Origin of the sequence: Saccharicrinis sp. GN24d3 (assembly GCF_052400645.1) — a bacterium.
Taxonomy (GTDB): domain Bacteria; phylum Bacteroidota; class Bacteroidia; order Bacteroidales; family Marinilabiliaceae; genus Saccharicrinis.
Genome location: NZ_JBQTGI010000044.1, coordinates 1 through 20774, shown reverse-complemented (window position 1 = coordinate 20774; position 20774 = coordinate 1). Strand labels below are relative to the sequence as shown.

The following is a 20774-nucleotide window of genomic DNA, read 5'->3' as shown; positions in this document are numbered from 1 at the left end:
AAAGGAACGGTTTATGAAAATAAATCAAACCTATCAACAATTAATAGTTAATGCAACGCTTAATTAAACTATAGCCAACATCTTTAATGCCCGATTTATTATCGACAGCGGTCAATTTTAGCTTGGTTCTGCCCGAATAATAAACCTTATCGCCAACAATAAATTTATCTCCTAAAACATCTGCGGAAACAATTGGTGCAGTTTTATCCAGATAAAATTTTAATTGTTCGTTTTCGGCTTTATTATTTACCCTATCAACTGCATAGTAATTTAACGTATGATGCCCATCATCTAATTGAGAAACAGGCAAATCATTTCCCAGGTACACTTGAGGCCGATCATTATCGAAATGATAATAAACTTTACCGGTCCCGGATAAACTATCGGAAGTGGTGAGATATAATCGTGTGCTGGTTGAAATAATATTGTCTTTGGCAATTCCCACAATATGGTAAAAGGTTTTAGGCGGGGTTAAGTCAAGTGTAAATTTATATTGCTTCAATTTTTCGGCATTGCCAACATTATCCGTAGCGTAATATTGCAAATAATAATCTCCCTCCTTGGAAGCAACAAATTCACCAGTAAAACTTTTAAATGGTTCATTGTTGACCGAGAAGTATATATTCTTTAAACCGGACATTTCATCCGTTGCACTTAACGATACCACCAGGTTCTTACCAAAATACTGTGCTTTTTGGCTTCTATAAGCGGGGACGTTGTTGGTCTTCACCAAGGTTTTTGGCGCCTTTCCATCGGCATAAATAGTAAAGGCATCTAGTGTTTTTCCCTGATGACTATCCATATGTCGGATTTTATGTTTTCCGTGTCCGTCCATATAAATAGGTTTCCGTTCGTTTACCGCACCTCCATCATCTGCAGGCGACAACTTTTCGCCCTCTTTGTTTTCGGCATGCGAAATTGAAAAAAACACCGGAAGCTCGGCCTGCATATAATACCTGTTTAAACTGTCGACATAAAATGTTGGTTTAGGCAAAATAGGATTCTGCGCACGAATAACAGTTGAGCAAACAAACATAATAAAGCAATGGATGACCAGTGTAGTTTTATTCATTTTAGTTTATTTATAGTAAGTTACAATGGGTTTCGCATTATGATTTGCTTGTAGTGACTACTTTTGCTTTAGATTCAGATTCACCAATATCAAGTTTCGGCTGCAGATTAATCCCAATCAATAATACATCATCCGTTTGCGTTTGATTTCCTTTCCATTCACTAAAGGTCTGATTTATTATTTCTTTTTGTTCCTCACTTGTTTTTTTGTGAATCTTAAGCAAAAGCGACCTTAGCCTTGAACGCAAAAATTTCTTATCGTCGCTTTCGTTGAATTGATCCACAATACCATCGGAAAAAGCGTAGATGGATGTTGGAATCGAGATATCAACCTGGTGTTTGGTATACGTTCTGTTTTTAATTCCGCATTTCCGAACATTTCCAATTGAACAGCGCTCGCCTTTTAATACCTTAAGCTTATTATCCTGAACATAATACAAGTTGTGTCTCGCCCCCGAAAAGTACATTCGCTTATTTTTCTCATCTATACAAATAAGCGAGATATCCATTCCGTCGCTACTGATCACATTAACATTCCCGTTCAGTGCTTTGTTAACACCAATACTTAGGCGTTCCAATACAGCATCTACCTCATGAATACCATTGTTGGTAATCTGATTGATTAAATTAATTCCCAGCATCGACATAAAGGCGCCCGGCACACCGTGGCCGGTGCAATCCGCTACCGCCATCATAGCGTAACCATTCACCTTTTTAAACCAGTAAAAATCACCACTCACAATATCCTTGGGCTTAAAGAAGATAAATGAATCACTAAATAAAAGTCTAATATCACCTTTTTTCCCGAGCACGGCCTGTTGAATCAGTTTAGCGTAATTGATACTACTGGTGATATGTTCGTTCCTCAAACTAATAATATTATAATACCGTTCCAGTTCCTTTTGCTGTTGGAGAATTTCATCGTGCTGTCGGTTTATCTCAATATTTTGTTGACTAAGTACCTTGTTTGCTTTTCTTTTTTGCTGATGAAAATAAAACAATAGAATTAGTAGGATAAAAACGATCAATACCGAGATGGATAATACACGCACAAACACTTTCTCCCGCCGCAACTTTTCCCTGCTTTGCGAAATCTTCAGATCTTTTAATTGCAGATAATTACTAATTACCGTATTGGCCAGTTCGCTTTTGGAATATTCCATCATTAAGTTGCTGTACACCGTGTCTTTTTGTGTCAACATTTTTTCCTGCTCGGCTAATTGTTGCTGCGCATTGACCAACTCAAGTTCCTTGATTCTTTTCTGCGCTTCGAGATATTGCGCTTTTAATTTTATTTCGCGTGCTTGCTCCAGCACTTGTTGACTTTTGGTTCGTTCAACAAGCTCATGAAAAGTTCGATAAAGGTTATAGTACTCTATCATTTTTTCACCGTCACCTTTTTTCTCGTAGGTTTCTGCGAGCATACCGTAACAACTTTTCATTTGATCGGCATCACTTTTTTCGGTCGATAGCAACAAAGCCTGTTGTAAATTCTCTATCGATTCATCGTAGCGTTTTAAATTATTCAGCACTACCGAAGCATTTATATGCGCTGATATTAAACCATAGGTTTCCCCCAGTTTTCTTCGGATAGAAATAGCGGTATTAAAATATTCCAGGGAATTCTCGTAATCTTTGAGGTCGGCATGAATCATCCCCAGGTTACTCGAGATAGAACCAATTCCGCTTTCGTTATTAATCTTTTCGTTTAATTTTATCGATCTGATATAATATTCAATAGCTTTTAAATAGTTTTTCTTATTCCAATAACCTTCGGCTATAGAGTTGATATATCTGGTAGCTTCTTTTTCATCCCCCAGGGCAATATTTTCATCTGCCTTTCTTAAATATTCTTCAATATTAATTTCATGACCGTTCGCATCGTAAATATTGCCTTGAGCATTGACAACGCCAACTTGAAATGTAAACGCATAAATAAAAATCAGCAAAATACATCTCACTGTTATAACTCTAGTTTCTCCCTGGCTAATATTTGAAACGGCACTCAGCATTACGTTAGGATTTGTCTTTACAATATCAAATATATCAATATTACTTCATTTATTTAAATTATTGAAAAATTTGTTTAAAATCCTTCTTTAATACCGAATGTACGTTCCAGCTTGCTTTTATTATCCCCTCTTGAAATCACTATGATATAGTCGTTGGGCCGGATAATCTGATCGTCGGCAGGATTTTTTATCAGGGTGTCGTTCGTAACTAACCCAATTAGGATTACATTTAATTCCTTTTTCATATTCATAAAGGCATCCAGATACTTTTGTCCGTTGTAAGGATTTTCTTCACTTACTTTAAACTGTTGGATGTCCTGATCGTACTCATTTACGCCGGTGGAAATAAGATCGGTGGTAAACTCAGCCACATGCGGCTCAAATAAAAAGCTGGCTACCATGCGCGAAGCCACATCGTGACGTGCTACCACATGGTTAACGCCAGTATTCTCAAGTGTTTCCTTTAATTCGGGATTGGTACAGTTGATTACAATATTCAAATCAGGGAACTCCTTTTTAATGTTTAACACAAAAACAAGTGTTTCGGTATCTTCTTTAAAGTTGATAAAAACAGCCTTGCTTTTGGTGATATTCACCTTTTCAAAAGCGGGCAGATTCTTGTAATCAACGAATAGGCCAAAAGTATTTTCACTTCCATATAAATCATTGAAAAGTTCCAAATCATTTTTGGAGTTGGTAACCAGGGCAATTTTGTGTCCTGCATTATAAATTTGATCCGCAACCTGACGCGCAAACATGCTCCAACCAATTATTATGTAGTGGTTTTCGAACTTTGTGCCGAAATAACCGGTTTTCTTTTTTTCCATATAACTGTTTATTCTATACGTTATTTCACCAATTAAATATCCAAGTATCCCTAAGCTTCCCAAAATAATAAACAAGCCCAATATCTTGCCAGGTATGGTAACCGGATAAAAGTCGCCATAACCCACCGTAGTGAGTGTAACCACAGCGTACCACAACGCATCGGTAAATGTTTTAATATTGGCATTAGGATCCGATTTCTCAATTAGGGCAATTACATATACCAGGGCTAAATAAACAACTATACCTATGTATAAAAGCTTTTTGTTTTTCATAGATCAGAATTATCTTCAAAGTACTTAAAGTTATAAACTTAATTCTGTTTTTTTGCCGGGCTCGCAGTTTTTGATTTCTTCGTCCCATCTCACTTCATCCAACAGCGCATTTGCCATGGCCCTGAACTTTATGGTCTTTTCCTGATTACAACTTGACAATTCGATGTAACACCAGCCGTTTTCCGTAAAAGTATGAAGTGCCAGGTGCGATTCAGCCAAAAGCCAAAAAGCAGTAAAACCATTTACCGGAAATTGGTGGGAGGAATAATCCAGCACATTAAACCCTGATTTAACCAGAAGTTCGCCAAAAGTTTCTTTCAATTGGACTTCGTCCACCAAATTCATCCAACCTTTAAGATTGAATATTTGTGGAGGAAGTTGTTTATGTTGAATTGTTTTCATGATGCTTATTTATTACCACAGAGAAACACGGAGTTTTTACGCAGCGTTTATCTGTGGTTAAATTTTAAATGATTGGAGAGCTCACAACTCATACCATATTTTCATTTCACTCGAGTTAATTTCTCAATACAAATCCCAATTACCTTTTAAATAGTATTTGTAAAGCACCGGGTCGTGAATCCTATTTACTTTCACGGAATCATTTTGCCCGGGATAAATATCTTTGCCAAACGAAGTAATCAGTTTCATGGCTTCGTTATCTATCCATTTGGTTTCCAACTTATCGAAACTCAAATTTTGCAATGCCTCTTTTAATTTTAAACTTCTATCACTTTTCACGCCTAAACTCCATCCCCATTCTCCCAGGGTAATTACGTGGTTGTGCAACGGGATGGTTTTAAAACCTGCGCTATCCATGGTTTTTACAATACATTTAAAAGCTTTGGTGGCAAAATAAGGACTCCCGGCCTGAGTGACAATAATACCCCCCGGACGAAGGTGTTTATACGCGATACGATAAAATTCCTCTGAATACAAACGTCCCAACTCAACTGTTCTTGGATCAGGCAGATCAATGATAATCACATCGTAAAAAGATTTGGTCTCACTTAAAAATACAAATCCGTCTTTGTTTTCCATTTCCACCTTTGAATTCGAAAGTGCTCCCGCATTAAGTTTATTCAGCAGCGGGTGTTCTTTACCAAGCTTTGTCATAGAAGGATCGAGATCCACCAAAGTAATTTTATCGGTTACCGGATATTTTAATATCTCGCGTACTGCACAGCCATCGCCTCCTCCCAATACTAATACTTCCTTAGGATGAGGGTGCAGGCTCATGGCCGGATGCACGAGTGGCTCATGATACATCATCTCATCCATCGTGCAAAGCTGCTGATTACCGTTCAAATACAACCAGAAATCATCTTGCCACTGCGTGATAACGATTCGTTGGTACCTGGTTTGTTCAGCATAGATAACTTTGTCTTTGTATTTTTCCTGTTCGCCATATTTAATAATTGGATCAGCCATAAAAACGCCACCAATTAATAGGACGGAAATTGAAACAATAGCAATATTGAAAATTGTTTTAAAGGCAGGCGCTATATACTTTCTGAGAAAGAAAAAAACTCCAATAGCCACACTAAAGTTTACCAAGCCCAAAACAAAGGGTGTATAATTAATTCCTAAAAATGGGATACCGATAAAAGCAAAGAACACACCTCCCAATAAACTACCATAATAATCGTTCTCCAACACCTTGGAAATATTCACCCTTAAGTCTTCGTACTGGTCGTTAATACGGGTAACCAAAGGGATCTCCATCCCGATAAGGATACCAATGGCTATGCTGCATGTGTAGATCAGTATGGACAGCGACTGTATATAAGCCGATGCGGTGTACACAATGAGCGGCACGAAGGAGACTACCAGGGAAAGGATAAATTCCAGTATTAGAAACTTCTCGGTCAACCGGTTGGTAAATGACTTACTGATCCGGCTTCCCAGCCCCATGGAAAACATCATGGTGGAAACAATCAAGGCCCATTGCATGGTTGAATCCCCCAGAAAATGGGTGGCCAGAGTCGAAAGAAGATATTCTGCCACGATTCCGCTGAATCCGGTAGCAAAAATAGCAGCCATTAATATGGCCGAGTATCGGTTTTTTATTTTGAACATGATAAATTGGAAATCAATACATACAAAACAGCAAACAGGATATTCCCAAAGCTATCATATATCATTTAACCTACTTCGTGTATATGCTGGTTAGCAATAAGCCCCATCCCCGCATCTTTCTCCGGTAGCCGCAGCCTATGGCAAAGGAGCCGATCCGTCAATTCCCCATGACTCAGGGCTAACAGGACGAATTATACGGACGACACTATAAAATTGCGTCTAAAAAATATCCGCTCTTCATTTCGGGCATCCCGTCTATTGTCTCTTGTCTTTAATCTAAAAGTCTGTCATCTAATTACAAACACCAGGTTATCAACACAGAACCACCCACATATGCAAATGCTTCAATAATGGCAGCTCCAACATTGGGCCGTTCCTGGTTAACGATTTCATCGGTTAAACGTTGTCCGGGCAGTAATATTTTATCTGTCAGAAATCGCATCACAGGCAAAAGGATAATACCCAGTACCAACTCGAAGCCGGCTTCGGTGAAAGTCGGTCCCCATCCTTCAAAGTCGCCGGCTATTCCGTGGCGAATAAGATTTGCGATGGCAATTAAAGCTCCAGCAAAACCTACACCTACCGCCACATTATCTTTTTCGATATGATGATGAACATCGTAGGGGGTTATTACTTGGTAAACTGCGGCAGCAATAATCAAGGCCAGTTGACCGGCAGCCCAAAACACCACCGCGGTTAATATGCCATGAGCCCAGCCCCCCATCTCCGACTCACCGCTTACGGCACCAAAAATTATTAGTCCCGAGGCAATGGAGACAGCGCCTTCAATCACACCAGTACCTGAGTTACGATCAGTAATAATTTCTTTTTTAACCGAAAATTTTCGAAGGATAATTTTATCGTTGAACCAAATCGACACGTTTAGCAAGATGATGGCCAGAACGCCATAGATTAAAATGTCAATAACATCTTGCACAAGCCCCCTGGAGGGCCCTACTATGGCACTCCCTATGGCCAATAACAGACCAATAAAATAACCTACATGTGCAAATGCAAAGGCCAGATTATCCTTTTCTACCAGCTCTTCCTTGATGCTAAATCCTCGATTAACCATTTGATAGACTAATTTTCCTAAGAAAAATATAACGAAGCCAACAGCAATATATGCAATAGCATCGTAGAGTATTGTTGAAATATCTGATAAATTCATAAGTGTTTATTTTCAATAGTTTATTGAATAGTCCAGGTGAAGTTATTAATTACTTTCCAAACCCACCACTGCGACTACGCGATGATGAACTGCTATATCTGGATGAACTGCGAGTGGTCTTAGAGCTACTTCCGGAATATTGAGAACCGGATGAGTAACTCCTTGATTTATTGGCACTGCTTGAGCGTGAAACCTGGCTGCGAACCTGACTTTTAAAGGATGAAGGTTTTGCACCCCACGTTGTACTTTTACCACTTCGTGAGGTATATGACTTCGTTCCGTACATATTTGAACCTTGCGGACCATAATACGGACGTGAACCATAATAACCACCACGGTAATAATCGTCGTAATAGGAGCGACGCGCAGGGTAGGCCATTAGATTAAACATAGAGGACATAAAGGCATATTGTCCATAAAACTCCCAGAATGAGGATCCATCCCTTTGCCGCCACTGACCATATTTTTCGTTACCTATGTAATTGCTATATCCCGCAGGAGCGGCCACCTTAGATACCTTACCGTCTTTTTTCGAGGCAATCTCCATGCCCATGTTGTCCACATTATTGGCGAAGAAAGCATCCGAAACCTCTTTCCAATCTGTTTCATTGGCAGATACCGTATCCGGTTGTTCAACAATGATATTGTATTTATGATAGTATTTCCCGCTTCTCGAATCCATGTCGAGCAATATAATGGAGAAGTTTTTTTCCGATGAAAGGTCGCGGATCAATTCATCAACCGGAGATTTCTCCCAGTTTTGAGCAGTTTGTGTAACCTGACTTGAATATTGACGCGATGATTTCCGGTTATTACAGGTTTTCAGAACGAAAAACCCGATGATAACGATGATAATGACTTTAGCAATTCCGTTGTTCATATGCTTGGATATTATACATTTTAAAAATGCAATAAGATTTATTTAGAGGCAGGCAGGATATTTGAAATCTCGAATTCTTTCAAGGTAATGCCTACCGAAGCTTCAAATTCCTTTTCGTCCCATTGTTCAATGGTAAGCACATGCTTACCCGCATTATCTTCAAAGTCCCAGGAACGAAATTCTTCCCAGGTATCGCCTTTGGCAATATCATGAAAATATCCCGATGCTTCGTTTTCCAACAAGTACGTGACTCCTTTGTAGGTTATTTTTTCCGGTGGCTTCTGACGATCCATTAAAGTTTTCATCAGTTCCTCGTCCAAAGTTCTGACTTTAATCTTTTGAGACAAACTTATTTCTAACTCATCATCTTCTTCAATAGATAAGTAACGAGTTAAAGTACCATTGCTCACCTTAAACTCCCGAGTAAAGTAATCATCGCCCCAGTCGTATTCGTAAATAGCCTCTACCTCCCATGTTGAAAGGTCATACTCAAAAACAAAACCAACATCCAGGTCTTGTACCCGGATGTTGGTGCTATCGTAATGAGGTTCTTTTTTCTTAAATATATCAAAGATACCCATGGTCATCTTGTATTTACAAAAAGTATTACTGTTGCTTAAGTTTTGCTTTTAGTTCTTCAAGAGAGCTGGAGGCTTTTACACTGTTCTCGGAAAGAACATCATCAATTTCGTCGTCGATGCTTCTGCTATCCAATGCAATCTCTCCATAAGCTTCGCTCATAGCTTCTTGTTGGGCAACTTTTTCCTTCATCTTTTCAAGCATGGAAACAGTACCCGTACTATCAATTCCGCTTAACTGTTTATTGATTTTTTGAGTAGCGGAGCTTACTCTTGCACGAGCCTTTAAAGTGCGCAACTCGTTTTCGTAACTTGTAATTGTACTTTTAAGCTTCTTAATATTTTTGTCCAAGGTGGCGATGTTTGTAGCAAAACGTTCCACCTCGGTTTGCGCTCTCGATGCTTCCGCAACAGCTTCCTCCTTGCGAGTCAAAGCTTCGGTTGCCAATCTATCGGCTTCGGCGGCATCCAATTCTCCTTTCTCAGCTTTTCCTATTAACAAAATGGCTTTTTGCTCGTAGTTTTTAGCCATTTCCCTATTGGTATTCAAGTCCTTTTTACTGCGGATAGCCATGGCTTTAACCTCGGCCAATGCCTGAAGGCTTTTGTCCAAATCATTTTTAAGATCACGGATACCTTGCTCCGTCATTTTAATTGGGTCCTCCAATTTATCGACCACTGCATGGGCCTCAGCTTGCCCAACTTTAAATATTCTATTAAAAATTCCCATTTTTTTTCCGTTTTAAGCTTTTGAAAATTCGATTAATTCATTAGAGTACTCCGACAACATCAGTTTCAACGAGTTCAGCGATGCTTCAAGCTCGTTTAAATCTAAATTCTCCAGCTGGAGCGTGTCGCGGAATATTACTCTTTTACCAGATTCGTCTAATGCGAAGGCACCATGAACTACTTCACGGTTTTTCATTAATAGCGATTTATAAATATCCTCTGCTCCCGTGTTCATTTCAAAAAGAAGTCCTTCGATAATCATAATGCTGTCCTCGCAATCAATCACTACGTTACTGATACCATCTTCTTCTTTTTCGATAACAACTAGCTCTGCTGCTGCATCTTCGGTAACAATGCGGTACTCCAAATCCATAAGGTATTCTTTTACCTTGTTAAAATATTCACTCATAGCAATTTTTGTTTGAATGATAAGTTGATAAATAATAAAAAATAAACTGATTTACTCCACCAAAAACATCGTAAATGCGCACATCGTTTTGAGATTGATATGTTAGGTTGCATCAAAACTTTATTTTGGTTTTGTATGAAAGACAAGCGTACTGCAATAATAAGAAATTATTTTGATATTGCATAGAGGAAAGTTTATAAAAAAAGTACTGTGATCTATTATTTTAATTAACAACGAATGTCATTTTAATTGGAATGATTCTGAATTATTGCAAATTCTTTAGTTTTGTTACCTATTTTCACAAATCGATTGGAAGCGAAACTAATAATCTGCAATTGTATATTTCAGAACTAATCCATTCCCTTATCGCTCGTAAAAAAGTGAGTTGAAGTGATGCAACAAAGTGTCTTGTTTTAAAGTAATTTCGATGTGTAATAGAATTTCTAATGCACATTGCGGGTTAAATTTATACCCTGAAATTAACCTGCAAGATGAAAGCCATCATACATTAACATTACGGATTGAATTTTAAAGGATAATTACGGTTACTAAAATGATATTATTGATCGTTCTTGATACTGTTTCTTCATCAGTTGTATTTGGTCAATGTAAAATATAGTCGAAAGTATCCTTTGTGAAAATGATTGAAAAAAGCTTCTCATTGACATGGAAAAACTCAACAAACCTAATATACTGTTTGACTAGCACATATCTTTGATGCGGTCCATTGCATTCTTCAGAATTAGCAGAGCCGTTAGCTGGCAACAATTATCAAATCACAAAATACTTCATTTAATGGATTTATTAAGAAAAAGAATTGTGTTTTACTGTTGTTGTTATTAATTTCTGTGATTTCACTATCCCAAAAAGTTAATTACAGTATGTATATGTACAGCAGTTCTTCTAAATGGGATGGTGACGCCGACAATATGGCACTGCAGCTTAGCGAAGGGATGGATGCGTCTGGGCTTTCCGCATGTAGTTTTGACAAAAAAAACACGGATTGGTTTTACATTTGGTGGTTTTCTTAAGTTTAATTTGAACAACTAATTATCGCTTCGCCCTGAACTGGCTTACATTTAAAACGAACACGTTATAAAAGATCTGGAAATCATTCCAGGCCTACTGTGGAAGCAGATGTGATAATGCAAAACGATATGTTGAACTGCCGCTTGCAATACGGTTTTCCCCAAGCGGGAAGGACAAGGCTTTGCAGCCATATTTTTATGCCGGACACGGTATCGGATATCTGGCTTTGTCAAAACTGAAAGTCAAAACTAAGGCAGATGGAGAATACTACGCTGAATCAGCGGATTTTAATGGTAGTCGAAAGTTTAATGCAAAAATAAATATTGGAGGTGAAATTAAATTTTGGGAGATCAGTGCTGAGCTAAGATATCAATAAAGCTTAACGCTATTAATAACAGACGAATACCCCGGCGATCCTGATATTTCAGCAGAACTGATTTTCATCAACGTGCTAACACATCGGTTTAAAGCAAAAAAACAACAGAAAGCAAATCTTTTTTATACAGTCAAATCATCCCTATTAAAAGCCATGGTTCTTGGCCTTTTCAAAACCAGCCTGGATAACAAGTGAAAAAACATGTGCTTTCATTCCATCGGTACGATAGTTAAAATTGTAGCGAATCAACAATGCGTTAAATTTTATTTTTTCACGTAAATATTTTGACGGGTGATATCGTAGTCCTGTTCCAATTCGATAAGTTTCGAAATCAGAATAATCATAGTCCGAAGTATAAAACTTTTCATCGCCCCTATGCTGTCCCATTTTGTTAAAATAAGGGGATCCGTTTTGGGTATAAAAACGAGCGTTGGCCAATAATGTTAACAATGGCTTTATTTTAAAAGCAGTTTCATGGTCCACAGAAATGGCGCTGATTCCAAAACTATCGGAATAACCATTTACCGTATTTTTAAAAATCACAAAACCATAGGCAAAAGTATTAAGTCTCAATGCTATTGCTGATTTGTAACGGTGTTGTGGCAACTTTTCAACCACCACCGAACCATCCGAAAAGTACACCCTGTGGAAAGTGGTTGCCAACAGGCCTTCCTGGTAGGTGAACCCGGGAAAGATGGCCAGTACATTTCGGGCATTGATGATTCGGGTGTAACCCAATTTTAAATTATAAGACATACGTCGGTAAACATCATACCATTCCTTGTGCCTGAGTTCGGCCGGATAAAGCAATTTCTGAGGTTTAAAGCCGGAACCCTTTAGTCTTCCCCATCTTAGATCATCGTTGAAATATTGGAACTCGACAGAATATGTTTTCAGCATTTCCTTGTCCTGCTTCGTAAACCCTATGTTTCCGCCCAATGAAAAATAATCGCTTTCTATGGAAAAGCCTGTTCCTCCATAAACATTCATTTTATGCTTATCGATGATGCGTTCATACCCAACATTAGCATAAGTTCTTCCGTCTACTCTGGATGCCGACGATTCTACAAAATCAATTTTATCGGTTGAAGCAGAGGTTATAATATCCGAACCTAGTTGATAACTAACAATGTATTTCCCTGAAAAGTGCTTGATTTTGGCCATGGGACCGTAAACTGTGAGCTCCTCCGTTCCCGCACCGCCTGTCACTGCCGAATGATCCCCATCTTGTCGGTAATGATTGAACACCAGCTCAATTTCCGTTTTCTTGACTGTCTCTTCACGAACACGATCATGCCCCTGTGCCCTGGCCCAGAATTGGGCTAACGCCAAACTTCCAATCAAAAGGTATTTCCGCTTCATGGGTGTGTCCTTGTAAAATTATTCATTTAATCAATTACAGCCACACCCTCCGCTTCCCTTACTGCTAGCGGCCGGTGTCGCTCCTTCGCGAATAGAACTGATATAAATATTAAAGTTTTGGCCGGAATCCAATCCCATTTGCATTTCGGGGTCGTCAACAAACTGACGTTCGTATGGCTTTAGGCTAATACATGACGAAAACACAGTAAGCATTGTGCTACAAACCAATAAACTCCTTACAAATTTAATCATAGTTCATTATTGTTTAAATCATTGGTACGTGTATTCCCGGCCTGCAATGTTTGCATGGGTTTATATTTCAACTTTTTGGAAAAGTGTATTTTGTTTTTTTTATCAATGATGACACAATGCGTATCAGGCAATTGATCGATAAAATCGATTCCTTTAATTATGCCTTTAACATATACTGCCGTTGCCAAGGCATCCGACAATTCTGCTGAAGGCGAAAAAACACTAACGCTTTTTATACCCGACAAAGGTATTCCGGTATGTGGGTTTATATTGTGTGAATATCTTATATTCTTATAGATAAAATGTTGCTCATAATCCCCAGAGGTGGCTACCGAATTGTTAATAAGCGGAATGTGTAACAACATCTGTTCTCTATTGTCCGGATTCGAGATGCCTATACCCCATGGTTCTCCGCTTATTGTTTTCCCGAATGCGGTTAAATCTCCCGATGCATTTATATAACCGGAAATTACACCATGATGCTTCCACAGCTTTTTTACCTGATCAGATGCGTACCCCTTTCCTATAGCCGCAAAGCTTATTTGTGAACCTGGCTTAGTTAGGTAAACGGAATTGTTATCTGAGTTTAACTTCAAATGCCTGAAACCAACACACTTAAGCACCTTGTCGATTTCTTGCTGATGAGGGAACACAAATGCCTTGTTTTTAAATTGATACAATTTTTTTAGCGGACTCACCGTAATATCAAAATCACCCTTACATAGTTGCGAGATGTCCTGGCTTCTTTGCATTAAACCAAAGGTTTCCGCGCTAACCTTCACGGGTCTTTTTCCAGCGTATTTATTTATCAAGGAGGTTTCGGAGTGAGGCAAAAATTCAGAGAGTAAGTTTTCGAGTCGCCAAATTTCTTCAATTCCCATATGAAAAAGAGAATCAGCCCGCTCTTGTGTTCCCGTTACAACCCCCAAGGTAAATGAAGAACCCATCAATCGTTTTTTGATTTTGAATTCTCTCATTTAATAAATTCTATTTCGGTTAGTATGTTGTTACAAAACTCTTCTATCGATTGGTTTTTATAGGTGATTTTCTTAAACTCGGAGCTACCAGTTTGCGATATAACAATACTGGGATAAGTTCCGTCAAAGTTATATTTCTCGGCTAAATCAGAATTGAATCTTTTTTGTTCTTTGCTCATTTTTATCCGTTGTGGAAAATCAACCCTGATCAATTGGATATTATTATGTTTTAAAAATTCCATGAAATCAGGCTGGCCCAAAACTTTTTTTTCGATCCTGATACAATTGACACACCAATCAGATCCCTCAAAAACTATCAGCTGGTAACTAGGCCTAAGATTGTCAATCCCAACAATATTAAGGAATGAAAATGAAAGAAAAAGTATCAACAATAATCGCATGATGATTATTTTTACCCTCAATGATACACAACTCTAACTTAAAAGTCAAGACTTGTGCAAACCATCAGCCTTTCAGATCTAAATAATTTACCGTACCCTCCGATCAGTAACTTTGTATATTATACTATATCTAAACCAAAAAAAAGGAGGGTAATACAGGATGTGCGGAAATGGAGTTAACGATCGGTTATTTTAAAGTTAAAGTATCTTTTATTGTTTTTTCGAAAAAATATGATTTTTGTTCGAATAGGTTTTGGTATTGTGAAATATATTTTTGTTATTGCAACATCATAATGAATGAACATTCATTTATTAAATAAATATGGCTAGAATTCCCGATCAGACTAAAATGAATAGATTGAAGCAAACGACCATGAATTTGGTTGTAGAGCGAGGTTACGGCGGTGCATCCATAGCTTTAATAGCCAAACAGGCAAAAATATCCACCGGCTATTTTTATATGCATTACAAAGGCAAATACGAAATGGTAAACACTATACTCAAGGAAGTGTATGAAGAAGTATTTTGCGAATTTGAAAAGCTAATGCATCAGGGCTTGTCGTTTATGGGATGTGTTGAAGCGATGCTAATACATTTTATCGGAATGGCCAATGAAGAGCCTATAAAAGTAAAATTTCTCTATGTTTTAACCAATAGTTACAGTTTTAAAGTGGATGACCAGCTCCATGAGCATTCGCTGGCCATTATTCACAGGATGAAGGAAAAAAGTCTCCCTTCGGATAAGATCAACAAGTCACTAACTGTTAACGACTTGTATTTCATTCTATTTATTACCGTGTTGCAATATATCAACCACCATTATAAATACACAAAACAAGGTACAATTACCAGGGCAGATATCGATCATCTATTCAATTTGCTAAAGAAGTTATTAACATAAATAGTGTCAGCAAGAAAACATTCTTTTTTCCAAGTTCTTGAATCAAAAAGTTCAAGTTCAAGGCTTGGCTTTTCCGAAAATCAGGGAATACGGAAGCTATCGGATGACTTTTTTCAAAAAGGGCACATTCTAAAAACTGGGTCTTTCAGACAAGCACTAAATACAAAGTCTATATGAACGTAATACGAAAATATAAAACAACTATGGTGATGTTGGGATTATTTGCATTAAACATGACGGTTTGGGGGCAGGAACAAATGCTTTCATTTGAGGAGGCAATGCAAATGATGTTGGAACAAAATCCGGCACTTCTCCAACAAAAAGAAGAAATTCGGCAGAGAGAATTCGAAATAAAATCGAAGAGGGGATTGCATATGCCCATTGTTTCGGTGAATGCACAGGCGGTTACCATGTCCGACCCCTTGCATTTGGATTTAACTCCCGTAGGGGATGCCATAGCTCCGTTGTATACCACCCTGGGGAATTATGGTGTATTCAGTGGCGTTGCCAATCCAGATCCGTCAACCAGTGATGCTATGCCTGTGTTGACGGACGAAATGAGCACGGCGGCTGTCCGCCAGGAATTATTGGAAGCCGGCCAGGTTGTTGAAAATTCCGAATGGGACCAGACGATACAGGAAAAGTTTTTTGCAGTGGTTTCGGCGGGCTTTGTGTGGCCGCTATATACCGGCGGTAAAATAAAAGGCGCCAATCAGGCAGCTGACGTCCAGCACAATATCAGCAAGGAGGCATTGAGGCACACCCAGGGTATGTTGCTTGCCGAACTGGTGACGCGTTATTATGGATTGGCATTGGGGATGCAAGTCGTCAAGCTTAGGGACAAAATGTTGAAAAGTATGGAAAATCACTATTCGGACGCAAAAAAGCTTTTTGATAACGGAATGATAGCCAAAGTAGAATTGTTACATGCTGAAGTTGCTAAAAATGAGGCGGAACGCGAACTAAAAAAAGCAACGCGAAATGTAAAAATCCTGCGAACAGGGCTGAAGGCCACCCTGGCCAATGATTCCTTGCACCAGGTCATCCCCGCCAGTAATTTGTTTATTAATAAAGAAATAACAGGGTTGGAGGCATGGATTGAGAAAGCAAAGGCGTTTAACCCTCAGCTAATGCAAATTCATGGAAAGAAAGAATTGGTTGAAATAAAGCATAGGGTTGAGAAAAATGAGTACCTGCCAACACTGGCCGCCTTGGGAAATTATAATATAGCGGACAAAGATCTTTCTCCGTACGTGCCCGAATGGCTGGTAGGTGTTGGATTGAAATGGACCCTTTTTGAGGGGGCACAGCGCAAAAATAATATTCGGGCCAGCAAAACAATGTATAACCAGGTGGCATATGCCGAGCAAAAAGCGAACGACGACCTGGAAGCTTATCTTGTAAAGTTGTTTCATGAACTTCAGATGCAGATGGAGCAGAAAACAGAACTGGAAACGACACTTGCTCTTGCCAACGAGTATTGCTCAAGTACAGAAAAAGCCTTTATTGAAGGATTTGCCAATTCAACTACAGTTGTTGAGGCGCATACAAAGGTGTTACAGGCAAAAACAAAACGGCTGAAAGTATTATATGATTACGACGTAACCCTGGTTTATTTTTTACAGACCGTAGGCATGGCCGATCGTTTTCCGGATTTTTCGAAAGGGGGAAATGTCATAACGGAAACACTTTAATCATTTATCGTTCATAAAAAAATAAAATTGAATATGATGAGTAAGAAGACTATAAGCACAATGATCGTATTGATAGCAATAGTTGCATTTATTGTGTACACATTCATTATAGTGATGAAACCCGAACCGCTGATACTTCAGGGAGAAGTGGAAGCTCAACAATATAATGTTGCATCAAAAATTTCAGGAAGGATCCGGGAAGTGGCTGTTGAAAAAGGGCAGCAGGTTAAACAGGGGGATTTTATTTTTTCAATTCACAGCCCCGAAATCGACGCAAAATTAGCCAATGCCATTGCGGCACGTTCGGCTGCCCATGCACAAAACCAGAAAGCGCAAAAAGGCGCGCAACAGGAGGACATCACCGCCGCGTACAGTACCTACGTAAAAGCGGAGGCCGCAGCCCAGTTTGCCGAGAAAACATTTGACAGGGTTCAAAATTTGTACAAGGACGGAGTACTTCCGGCTCAGCAACGCGATGAGGTTGAAACCAGAATGAAAGCAGCCCGTGAAACGTCGAACGCAGCAAAGGCGATTTGGCAGAAAGCCGAGAAAGGAGCCCGTCAGGAAGATAAAGAAACCGCCGCGGCCATGGTTAAACGGGCTGACGCCGCCATTGATGAGGTAAAGGCGTATTTAGATGAAACCACCATTAACGCCATGGCTAACGGCGAAGTTTCCGGGATTAACGTGGAAGAGGGAGAGTTGGTCTCAACCGGTTTTCCGGTAGTTACCTTGTTGGACCTGAGTGATATTTGGGTAACCTTATATATACGGGAAGATTATTTAAGCAAGTTTAAAATGGGCAATAAGTTTAATGCAACCATACCCGGATTAGATAATCATGAATATGAATTTAAAGTAAGCTATATTAGCCCAACAGGGAGCTTTGCCCGATGGAATGCCACTAAAACCTCGGGTGAATTCGATTTAAAATCCTTTGAAATCGAAGCCCGTCCGGTGAAAAACATTGAGGGATTGCGGCCCGGAATGACAGCAGTTATTGTTTTATCCGAACAGGAATAATATGCAGAAACATCCCATATTGATCGTAATGAATCGAGAGATTGACCGGATAAAGCAAAATCCGGCCTATCGGTTCTTGCTTTTAGGAGGACCTTTGGTTGGCATTCTTCTGCTGTTTTTTATTTTTCATCATGGGGTTGCTAAACAATTGCCGATTGCGGTGGTAGATCAGGACGGCTCCTCACTCTCGATTAAAATTAATAATGCCTTAAATGCCTCTCCCGATGTTCAGGTAATAGCCGGAACCCAGGATATATTCCAGGCCCAGGAATGGCTGAAACAAGGGGCAATACATGCTATTGTTCTTTTACCGGGTAACTTGGAGAAGAAAGTTTTTCAGGGGCTGGAAGCACCGGTGCCAGTGTATATTAATGGAACAAATGTGACCGTGGCTGGGGTTGTTCAGCGCTCTGTGGTGACAACTTTAAGTACTATATCCGGCGGTATTCAACTAAAAAAATTAATGCTTTCGGGAAACAATAAGGCGCAGGCAATGGCAAGAGTTATGCCGGTGAACATCCAAAAACATGTACTATTTAACCCATATGTGAACTATGGGTATTTCCTAAATTCGGCCATGCTTTATTTTACTTTGTTTTTATTCGCATTTATGGCCTCGGTATACTCCTTTGGAAATGAACTAAAAAGGGGCACCGGGCTGGACCTACTCCAAGCCGGAAACAATAGTGTTCGCTTCGCAATAGCAGGGAAGATGTTACCCTATACACTTATTTTTTCGGGCTTTTCCATGTTTATTGCCTATTTACTGTATGAGGTGGAAGGGATGCCCCTTAAAGGTAATTTTTTGTTTATTTTTTTTGGTCAATTTATCGCTATTATTTCTTATCAGTTGCTGGGATTAATGTTTGTGGCGGTCACAACAAATATGAGGCTGTCGCTATCGGTGGGCAGCGCTTACATTATGATGGGCATTACTTTCTCCGGATTGACATTTCCCCTGGAAGGTATGTCGGAATTTGTTAAGCTGGTTAGCGCAATATTTCCTTTTACATGGTGGGAGAAACTTATGATTTCACAATCTCTGCGCGGTGCTCCTATCCGCGAAGCCTTACCTTATATTTGCTATCTCCTGATATTTATGCTGATGGGTATGGCATGGTTTAAAACTTATAAACGTTGCCTGAGCGATAAAAAACATTGGGGAAAATTATAAAATCATGACAAAAGAGCCAAATAAAACAAATAGCTTTGAGTTAATTGCCGTTCATTTTTTAAAAGAACTGAAAGCAATTTTTACCGATAGTGGCGCAGTACTGATTTTGGTGGGGGCCTTACTGATTTATCCGGTTGTATATTCATTCGGTTATTTTAACGAGGTACTTAGCGATTTGCCCATCGGGGTGGTTGATCTGGACCAAACTTCAACCAGCCGAAAGTATACCAACATGTTAGATGCATCACAGGAGGTGGCCGTATCATGTAAACCTCAGGGTTTAAGCGATGCCGAGGATATGTTGTTAAACAATAAAATAAATGGGATTTTCTTAATCCCTAAGGGTTTTCAGAAAGATATTTTGTCGGGCAAACAAACGAATGTGGCCGTATACGCCGATGGCAGCTACATGCTGAAATATAAGGCTTTTTATACGGCAGCATCCTATGACAATGCTTATTTTGGGGGCGGTATTGCCGTCAAACGTTCTATGTTGGAAGGAAAATCGTTTCAGCAGGCTCAAATGGCAAACAGCCCTCTCTCCGTGCAAACGCACATCTTGTACAACCCTTCAGGTGCCTATGGTAGTTTTATTATGCCCGGTTTAATTCTCATCATCATTCAGCAGACCCTGCTTATCGGGATTGGGATTGTGGGCGGCACCTTTTCCGAATCGAAAACTTCGCCTTTTGTGCTTCCGCTGCAAAGGCGTCACCGCGAAATATTACCCTTGATTGCAGGCAAGGCAGGAGCTTACTTGTTTCTATCCGCTTTTAATATTTGTCTTGCGGTGGTCTTGGTTCACGACTGGTTTAATTATCCGGATAAAGCATCATTGATCGATATAGGGATGATTTTGTTCCCCTTCCTTCTTTCCGTAATATTACTGGGAACTGTTGTGTCCACTTTATTCAGGCACCGAGAATCGGCCATCGTATTTATGATGTTTTTGTCGCCTATAGCCCTTTTTTTAAGTGGGGTTTCGTGGCCAACCTCTGCCATGCCGGGATGGCTGGTCGCACTTTCCAAGTTATTGCCAGGTACTACAGCCGTTCCTGCTTATCTGCGCTTACGGACAATGGGAGTGGGTATTTCAGAGGTTAAACCTGAATTGTTGTTGCTCTATTTTCAAGCCGCCTTATACGCCCTTTTTACATTTTTGTACTTCTGGGTACGGGTCAGTATGGATCGCAGAAAAGAGCGTGTAAATTCAGCTCTGTCCATAATTCAATAAATATAGACATGCATGATTCATGAGGTTTATTTTAAAGGTAGAGGGTGTTTACACACTTTCCAAATGCTTACAAAAGCATTGCGCTAACCCGGATTATTATGAGAATTTATGAATAATGGCGAAAACCATAGTATTTATAAGTGACAAACTTGTTTTTTAGATAGTTAAACCCGGATTATATTGGAGATTCGTCATGAGCATTGCAAGTACAATAAAACAAGGCATTACTGAAACGAGGCATCACTTGTCCCGATTACTTTCCATAGCCGTTAACTTTAGCCATTAAAAATTAAATTAATTATTTCTGGATGCGTTTGTTTTT

The 20774-nt window shown here is 39.3% G+C and carries 20 protein-coding genes; 6 read left to right on the top strand and 14 right to left on the bottom strand.

Features of this window, described 5'->3' with window-relative positions:
* Positions 1–40: 40 nt before the first annotated feature.
* The 10 genes from ACT29I_RS24730 to ACT29I_RS24685 all read right to left on the bottom strand — a co-directional run bounded on the left by ACT29I_RS24730 (position 41) and on the right by ACT29I_RS24685 (position 10029).
* Positions 41–1072, bottom strand: coding sequence for an OmpL47-type beta-barrel domain-containing protein (locus ACT29I_RS24730; RefSeq protein WP_444794726.1), 1032 nt, complete (start codon positions 1070–1072; stop codon positions 41–43).
* A 37-nt stretch (positions 1073–1109) separates the two neighbouring features.
* Positions 1110–3083: a tetratricopeptide repeat protein gene (locus ACT29I_RS24725; protein WP_430936877.1), complete on the bottom strand. Its 1974-nt coding sequence runs from the start codon at positions 3081–3083 to the stop codon at positions 1110–1112.
* A 74-nt stretch (positions 3084–3157) separates the two neighbouring features.
* Positions 3158–4183 carry a potassium channel family protein gene (locus tag ACT29I_RS24720; RefSeq protein ID WP_444794725.1) on the bottom strand — a complete coding sequence of 342 codons (1026 nt, stop codon included), beginning with the start codon at positions 4181–4183 and terminating at the stop codon, positions 3158–3160.
* Between the two features lie 30 nt (positions 4184–4213).
* On the bottom strand, positions 4214–4585 hold the full coding sequence (gene speD / locus ACT29I_RS24715) for an S-adenosylmethionine decarboxylase (RefSeq protein ID WP_430936881.1): 372 nt from the start codon (positions 4583–4585) through the stop codon (positions 4214–4216).
* Between the two features lie 123 nt (positions 4586–4708).
* A complete protein-coding gene (locus ACT29I_RS24710; RefSeq protein ID WP_430936883.1) occupies positions 4709–6262 on the bottom strand; it encodes a polyamine aminopropyltransferase in 1554 nt (517 codons plus the stop codon).
* A gap of 295 nt (positions 6263–6557) precedes the next feature.
* The gene (locus ACT29I_RS24705) at positions 6558–7433 is read right to left on the bottom strand and encodes a DUF350 domain-containing protein (protein WP_430936885.1); all 876 of its coding nucleotides are present in this window, start codon (positions 7431–7433) and stop codon (positions 6558–6560) included.
* Positions 7434–7482: 49 nt separating this feature from the next.
* On the bottom strand, positions 7483–8313 hold the full coding sequence (locus ACT29I_RS24700) for a hypothetical protein (protein WP_430936887.1): 831 nt from the start codon (positions 8311–8313) through the stop codon (positions 7483–7485).
* 38 nt (positions 8314–8351) lie between these two features.
* Complete coding sequence (locus tag ACT29I_RS24695) at positions 8352–8894, bottom strand: DUF4178 domain-containing protein (protein WP_444794724.1); 543 nt, start codon at positions 8892–8894, stop codon at positions 8352–8354.
* Positions 8895–8919: 25 nt separating this feature from the next.
* Positions 8920–9621: a PspA/IM30 family protein gene (locus ACT29I_RS24690; RefSeq protein ID WP_444794723.1), complete on the bottom strand. Its 702-nt coding sequence runs from the start codon at positions 9619–9621 to the stop codon at positions 8920–8922.
* Between the two features lie 12 nt (positions 9622–9633).
* On the bottom strand, positions 9634–10029 hold the full coding sequence (locus ACT29I_RS24685) for a YbjN domain-containing protein (protein ID WP_430936893.1): 396 nt from the start codon (positions 10027–10029) through the stop codon (positions 9634–9636).
* A 1210-nt stretch (positions 10030–11239) separates the two neighbouring features.
* On the opposite strand from ACT29I_RS24685, the gene ACT29I_RS24680 reads away from it, so the two are divergent.
* Entirely contained in the window at positions 11240–11434 is a 195-nt protein-coding gene (locus ACT29I_RS24680; protein WP_444794722.1) for a hypothetical protein, read from the top strand.
* 144 nt (positions 11435–11578) lie between these two features.
* On the opposite strand, the gene ACT29I_RS24675 is transcribed toward ACT29I_RS24680, so the two are convergent.
* From ACT29I_RS24675 to ACT29I_RS24660, 4 genes are read right to left on the bottom strand one after another with little or no spacing between them, the layout of a single operon-like run.
* Positions 11579–12796, bottom strand: a complete 1218-nt coding sequence (locus ACT29I_RS24675; RefSeq protein WP_430936895.1) for a DUF3570 domain-containing protein — start codon at positions 12794–12796, stop codon at positions 11579–11581.
* Positions 12797–12826: 30 nt separating this feature from the next.
* Positions 12827–13048 (bottom strand): DUF4266 domain-containing protein, encoded by a 222-nt coding sequence (locus tag ACT29I_RS24670; protein ID WP_430936897.1) that lies wholly within the window; start codon positions 13046–13048, stop codon positions 12827–12829.
* Positions 13045–14025: an FAD:protein FMN transferase gene (locus ACT29I_RS24665; protein ID WP_430936899.1), complete on the bottom strand. Its 981-nt coding sequence runs from the start codon at positions 14023–14025 to the stop codon at positions 13045–13047. Before ACT29I_RS24665 ends, ACT29I_RS24670 begins: the two co-directional genes overlap by 4 nt.
* Positions 14022–14426: a thioredoxin fold domain-containing protein gene (locus tag ACT29I_RS24660; protein WP_430936901.1), complete on the bottom strand. Its 405-nt coding sequence runs from the start codon at positions 14424–14426 to the stop codon at positions 14022–14024. The genes ACT29I_RS24665 and ACT29I_RS24660 overlap by 4 nt, the downstream gene beginning before the upstream one ends.
* 322 nt (positions 14427–14748) lie before the next feature.
* Between ACT29I_RS24660 and ACT29I_RS24655 the strand changes: the two genes are divergently transcribed.
* The 5 genes from ACT29I_RS24655 to ACT29I_RS24635 all read left to right on the top strand — a co-directional run bounded on the left by ACT29I_RS24655 (position 14749) and on the right by ACT29I_RS24635 (position 20452).
* The gene (locus ACT29I_RS24655) at positions 14749–15327 is read left to right on the top strand and encodes a TetR/AcrR family transcriptional regulator (protein ID WP_430936903.1); all 579 of its coding nucleotides are present in this window, start codon (positions 14749–14751) and stop codon (positions 15325–15327) included.
* A gap of 173 nt (positions 15328–15500) precedes the next feature.
* Positions 15501–17021 (top strand): TolC family protein, encoded by a 1521-nt coding sequence (locus ACT29I_RS24650; RefSeq protein WP_430936905.1) that lies wholly within the window; start codon positions 15501–15503, stop codon positions 17019–17021.
* A 33-nt stretch (positions 17022–17054) separates the two neighbouring features.
* Positions 17055–18044 (top strand): HlyD family secretion protein, encoded by a 990-nt coding sequence (locus tag ACT29I_RS24645; RefSeq protein ID WP_430936907.1) that lies wholly within the window; start codon positions 17055–17057, stop codon positions 18042–18044.
* Between the two features lie 28 nt (positions 18045–18072).
* Positions 18073–19218, top strand: a complete 1146-nt coding sequence (locus ACT29I_RS24640; RefSeq protein WP_444794721.1) for an ABC transporter permease — start codon at positions 18073–18075, stop codon at positions 19216–19218.
* Positions 19219–19222: 4 nt separating this feature from the next.
* A complete protein-coding gene (locus ACT29I_RS24635; protein ID WP_444794720.1) occupies positions 19223–20452 on the top strand; it encodes an ABC transporter permease in 1230 nt (409 codons plus the stop codon).
* The last annotated feature ends 322 nt before the right edge of the window (positions 20453–20774 follow it).

Bases quoted from the DNA above. Each gene is read 5' to 3' on its own strand.
- ACT29I_RS24730 (WP_444794726.1), bottom strand. From the start codon at position 1,072: ATGAATAAAACTACACTGGTCATCCATTGCTTTATTATGTTTGTTTGC.
- ACT29I_RS24725 (WP_430936877.1), bottom strand. From the start codon at position 3,083: ATGCTGAGTGCCGTTTCAAATATTAGCCAGGGAGAAACTAGAGTTATA.
- ACT29I_RS24720 (WP_444794725.1), bottom strand. From the start codon at position 4,183: ATGAAAAACAAAAAGCTTTTATACATAGGTATAGTTGTTTATTTAGCC.
- speD (WP_430936881.1), bottom strand. From the start codon at position 4,585: ATGAAAACAATTCAACATAAACAACTTCCTCCACAAATATTCAATCTT.
- ACT29I_RS24710 (WP_430936883.1), bottom strand. From the start codon at position 6,262: ATGTTCAAAATAAAAAACCGATACTCGGCCATATTAATGGCTGCTATT.
- ACT29I_RS24705 (WP_430936885.1), bottom strand. From the start codon at position 7,433: ATGAATTTATCAGATATTTCAACAATACTCTACGATGCTATTGCATAT.
- ACT29I_RS24700 (WP_430936887.1), bottom strand. From the start codon at position 8,313: ATGAACAACGGAATTGCTAAAGTCATTATCATCGTTATCATCGGGTTT.
- ACT29I_RS24695 (WP_444794724.1), bottom strand. From the start codon at position 8,894: ATGGGTATCTTTGATATATTTAAGAAAAAAGAACCTCATTACGATAGC.
- ACT29I_RS24690 (WP_444794723.1), bottom strand. From the start codon at position 9,621: ATGGGAATTTTTAATAGAATATTTAAAGTTGGGCAAGCTGAGGCCCAT.
- ACT29I_RS24685 (WP_430936893.1), bottom strand. From the start codon at position 10,029: ATGAGTGAATATTTTAACAAGGTAAAAGAATACCTTATGGATTTGGAG.
- ACT29I_RS24675 (WP_430936895.1), bottom strand. From the start codon at position 12,796: ATGAAGCGGAAATACCTTTTGATTGGAAGTTTGGCGTTAGCCCAATTC.
- ACT29I_RS24670 (WP_430936897.1), bottom strand. From the start codon at position 13,048: ATGATTAAATTTGTAAGGAGTTTATTGGTTTGTAGCACAATGCTTACT.
- ACT29I_RS24665 (WP_430936899.1), bottom strand. From the start codon at position 14,025: ATGAGAGAATTCAAAATCAAAAAACGATTGATGGGTTCTTCATTTACC.
- ACT29I_RS24660 (WP_430936901.1), bottom strand. From the start codon at position 14,426: ATGCGATTATTGTTGATACTTTTTCTTTCATTTTCATTCCTTAATATT.
- ACT29I_RS24655 (WP_430936903.1), top strand. From the start codon at position 14,749: ATGGCTAGAATTCCCGATCAGACTAAAATGAATAGATTGAAGCAAACG.
- ACT29I_RS24650 (WP_430936905.1), top strand. From the start codon at position 15,501: ATGAACGTAATACGAAAATATAAAACAACTATGGTGATGTTGGGATTA.
- ACT29I_RS24645 (WP_430936907.1), top strand. From the start codon at position 17,055: ATGATGAGTAAGAAGACTATAAGCACAATGATCGTATTGATAGCAATA.
- ACT29I_RS24640 (WP_444794721.1), top strand. From the start codon at position 18,073: ATGAATCGAGAGATTGACCGGATAAAGCAAAATCCGGCCTATCGGTTC.
- ACT29I_RS24635 (WP_444794720.1), top strand. From the start codon at position 19,223: ATGACAAAAGAGCCAAATAAAACAAATAGCTTTGAGTTAATTGCCGTT.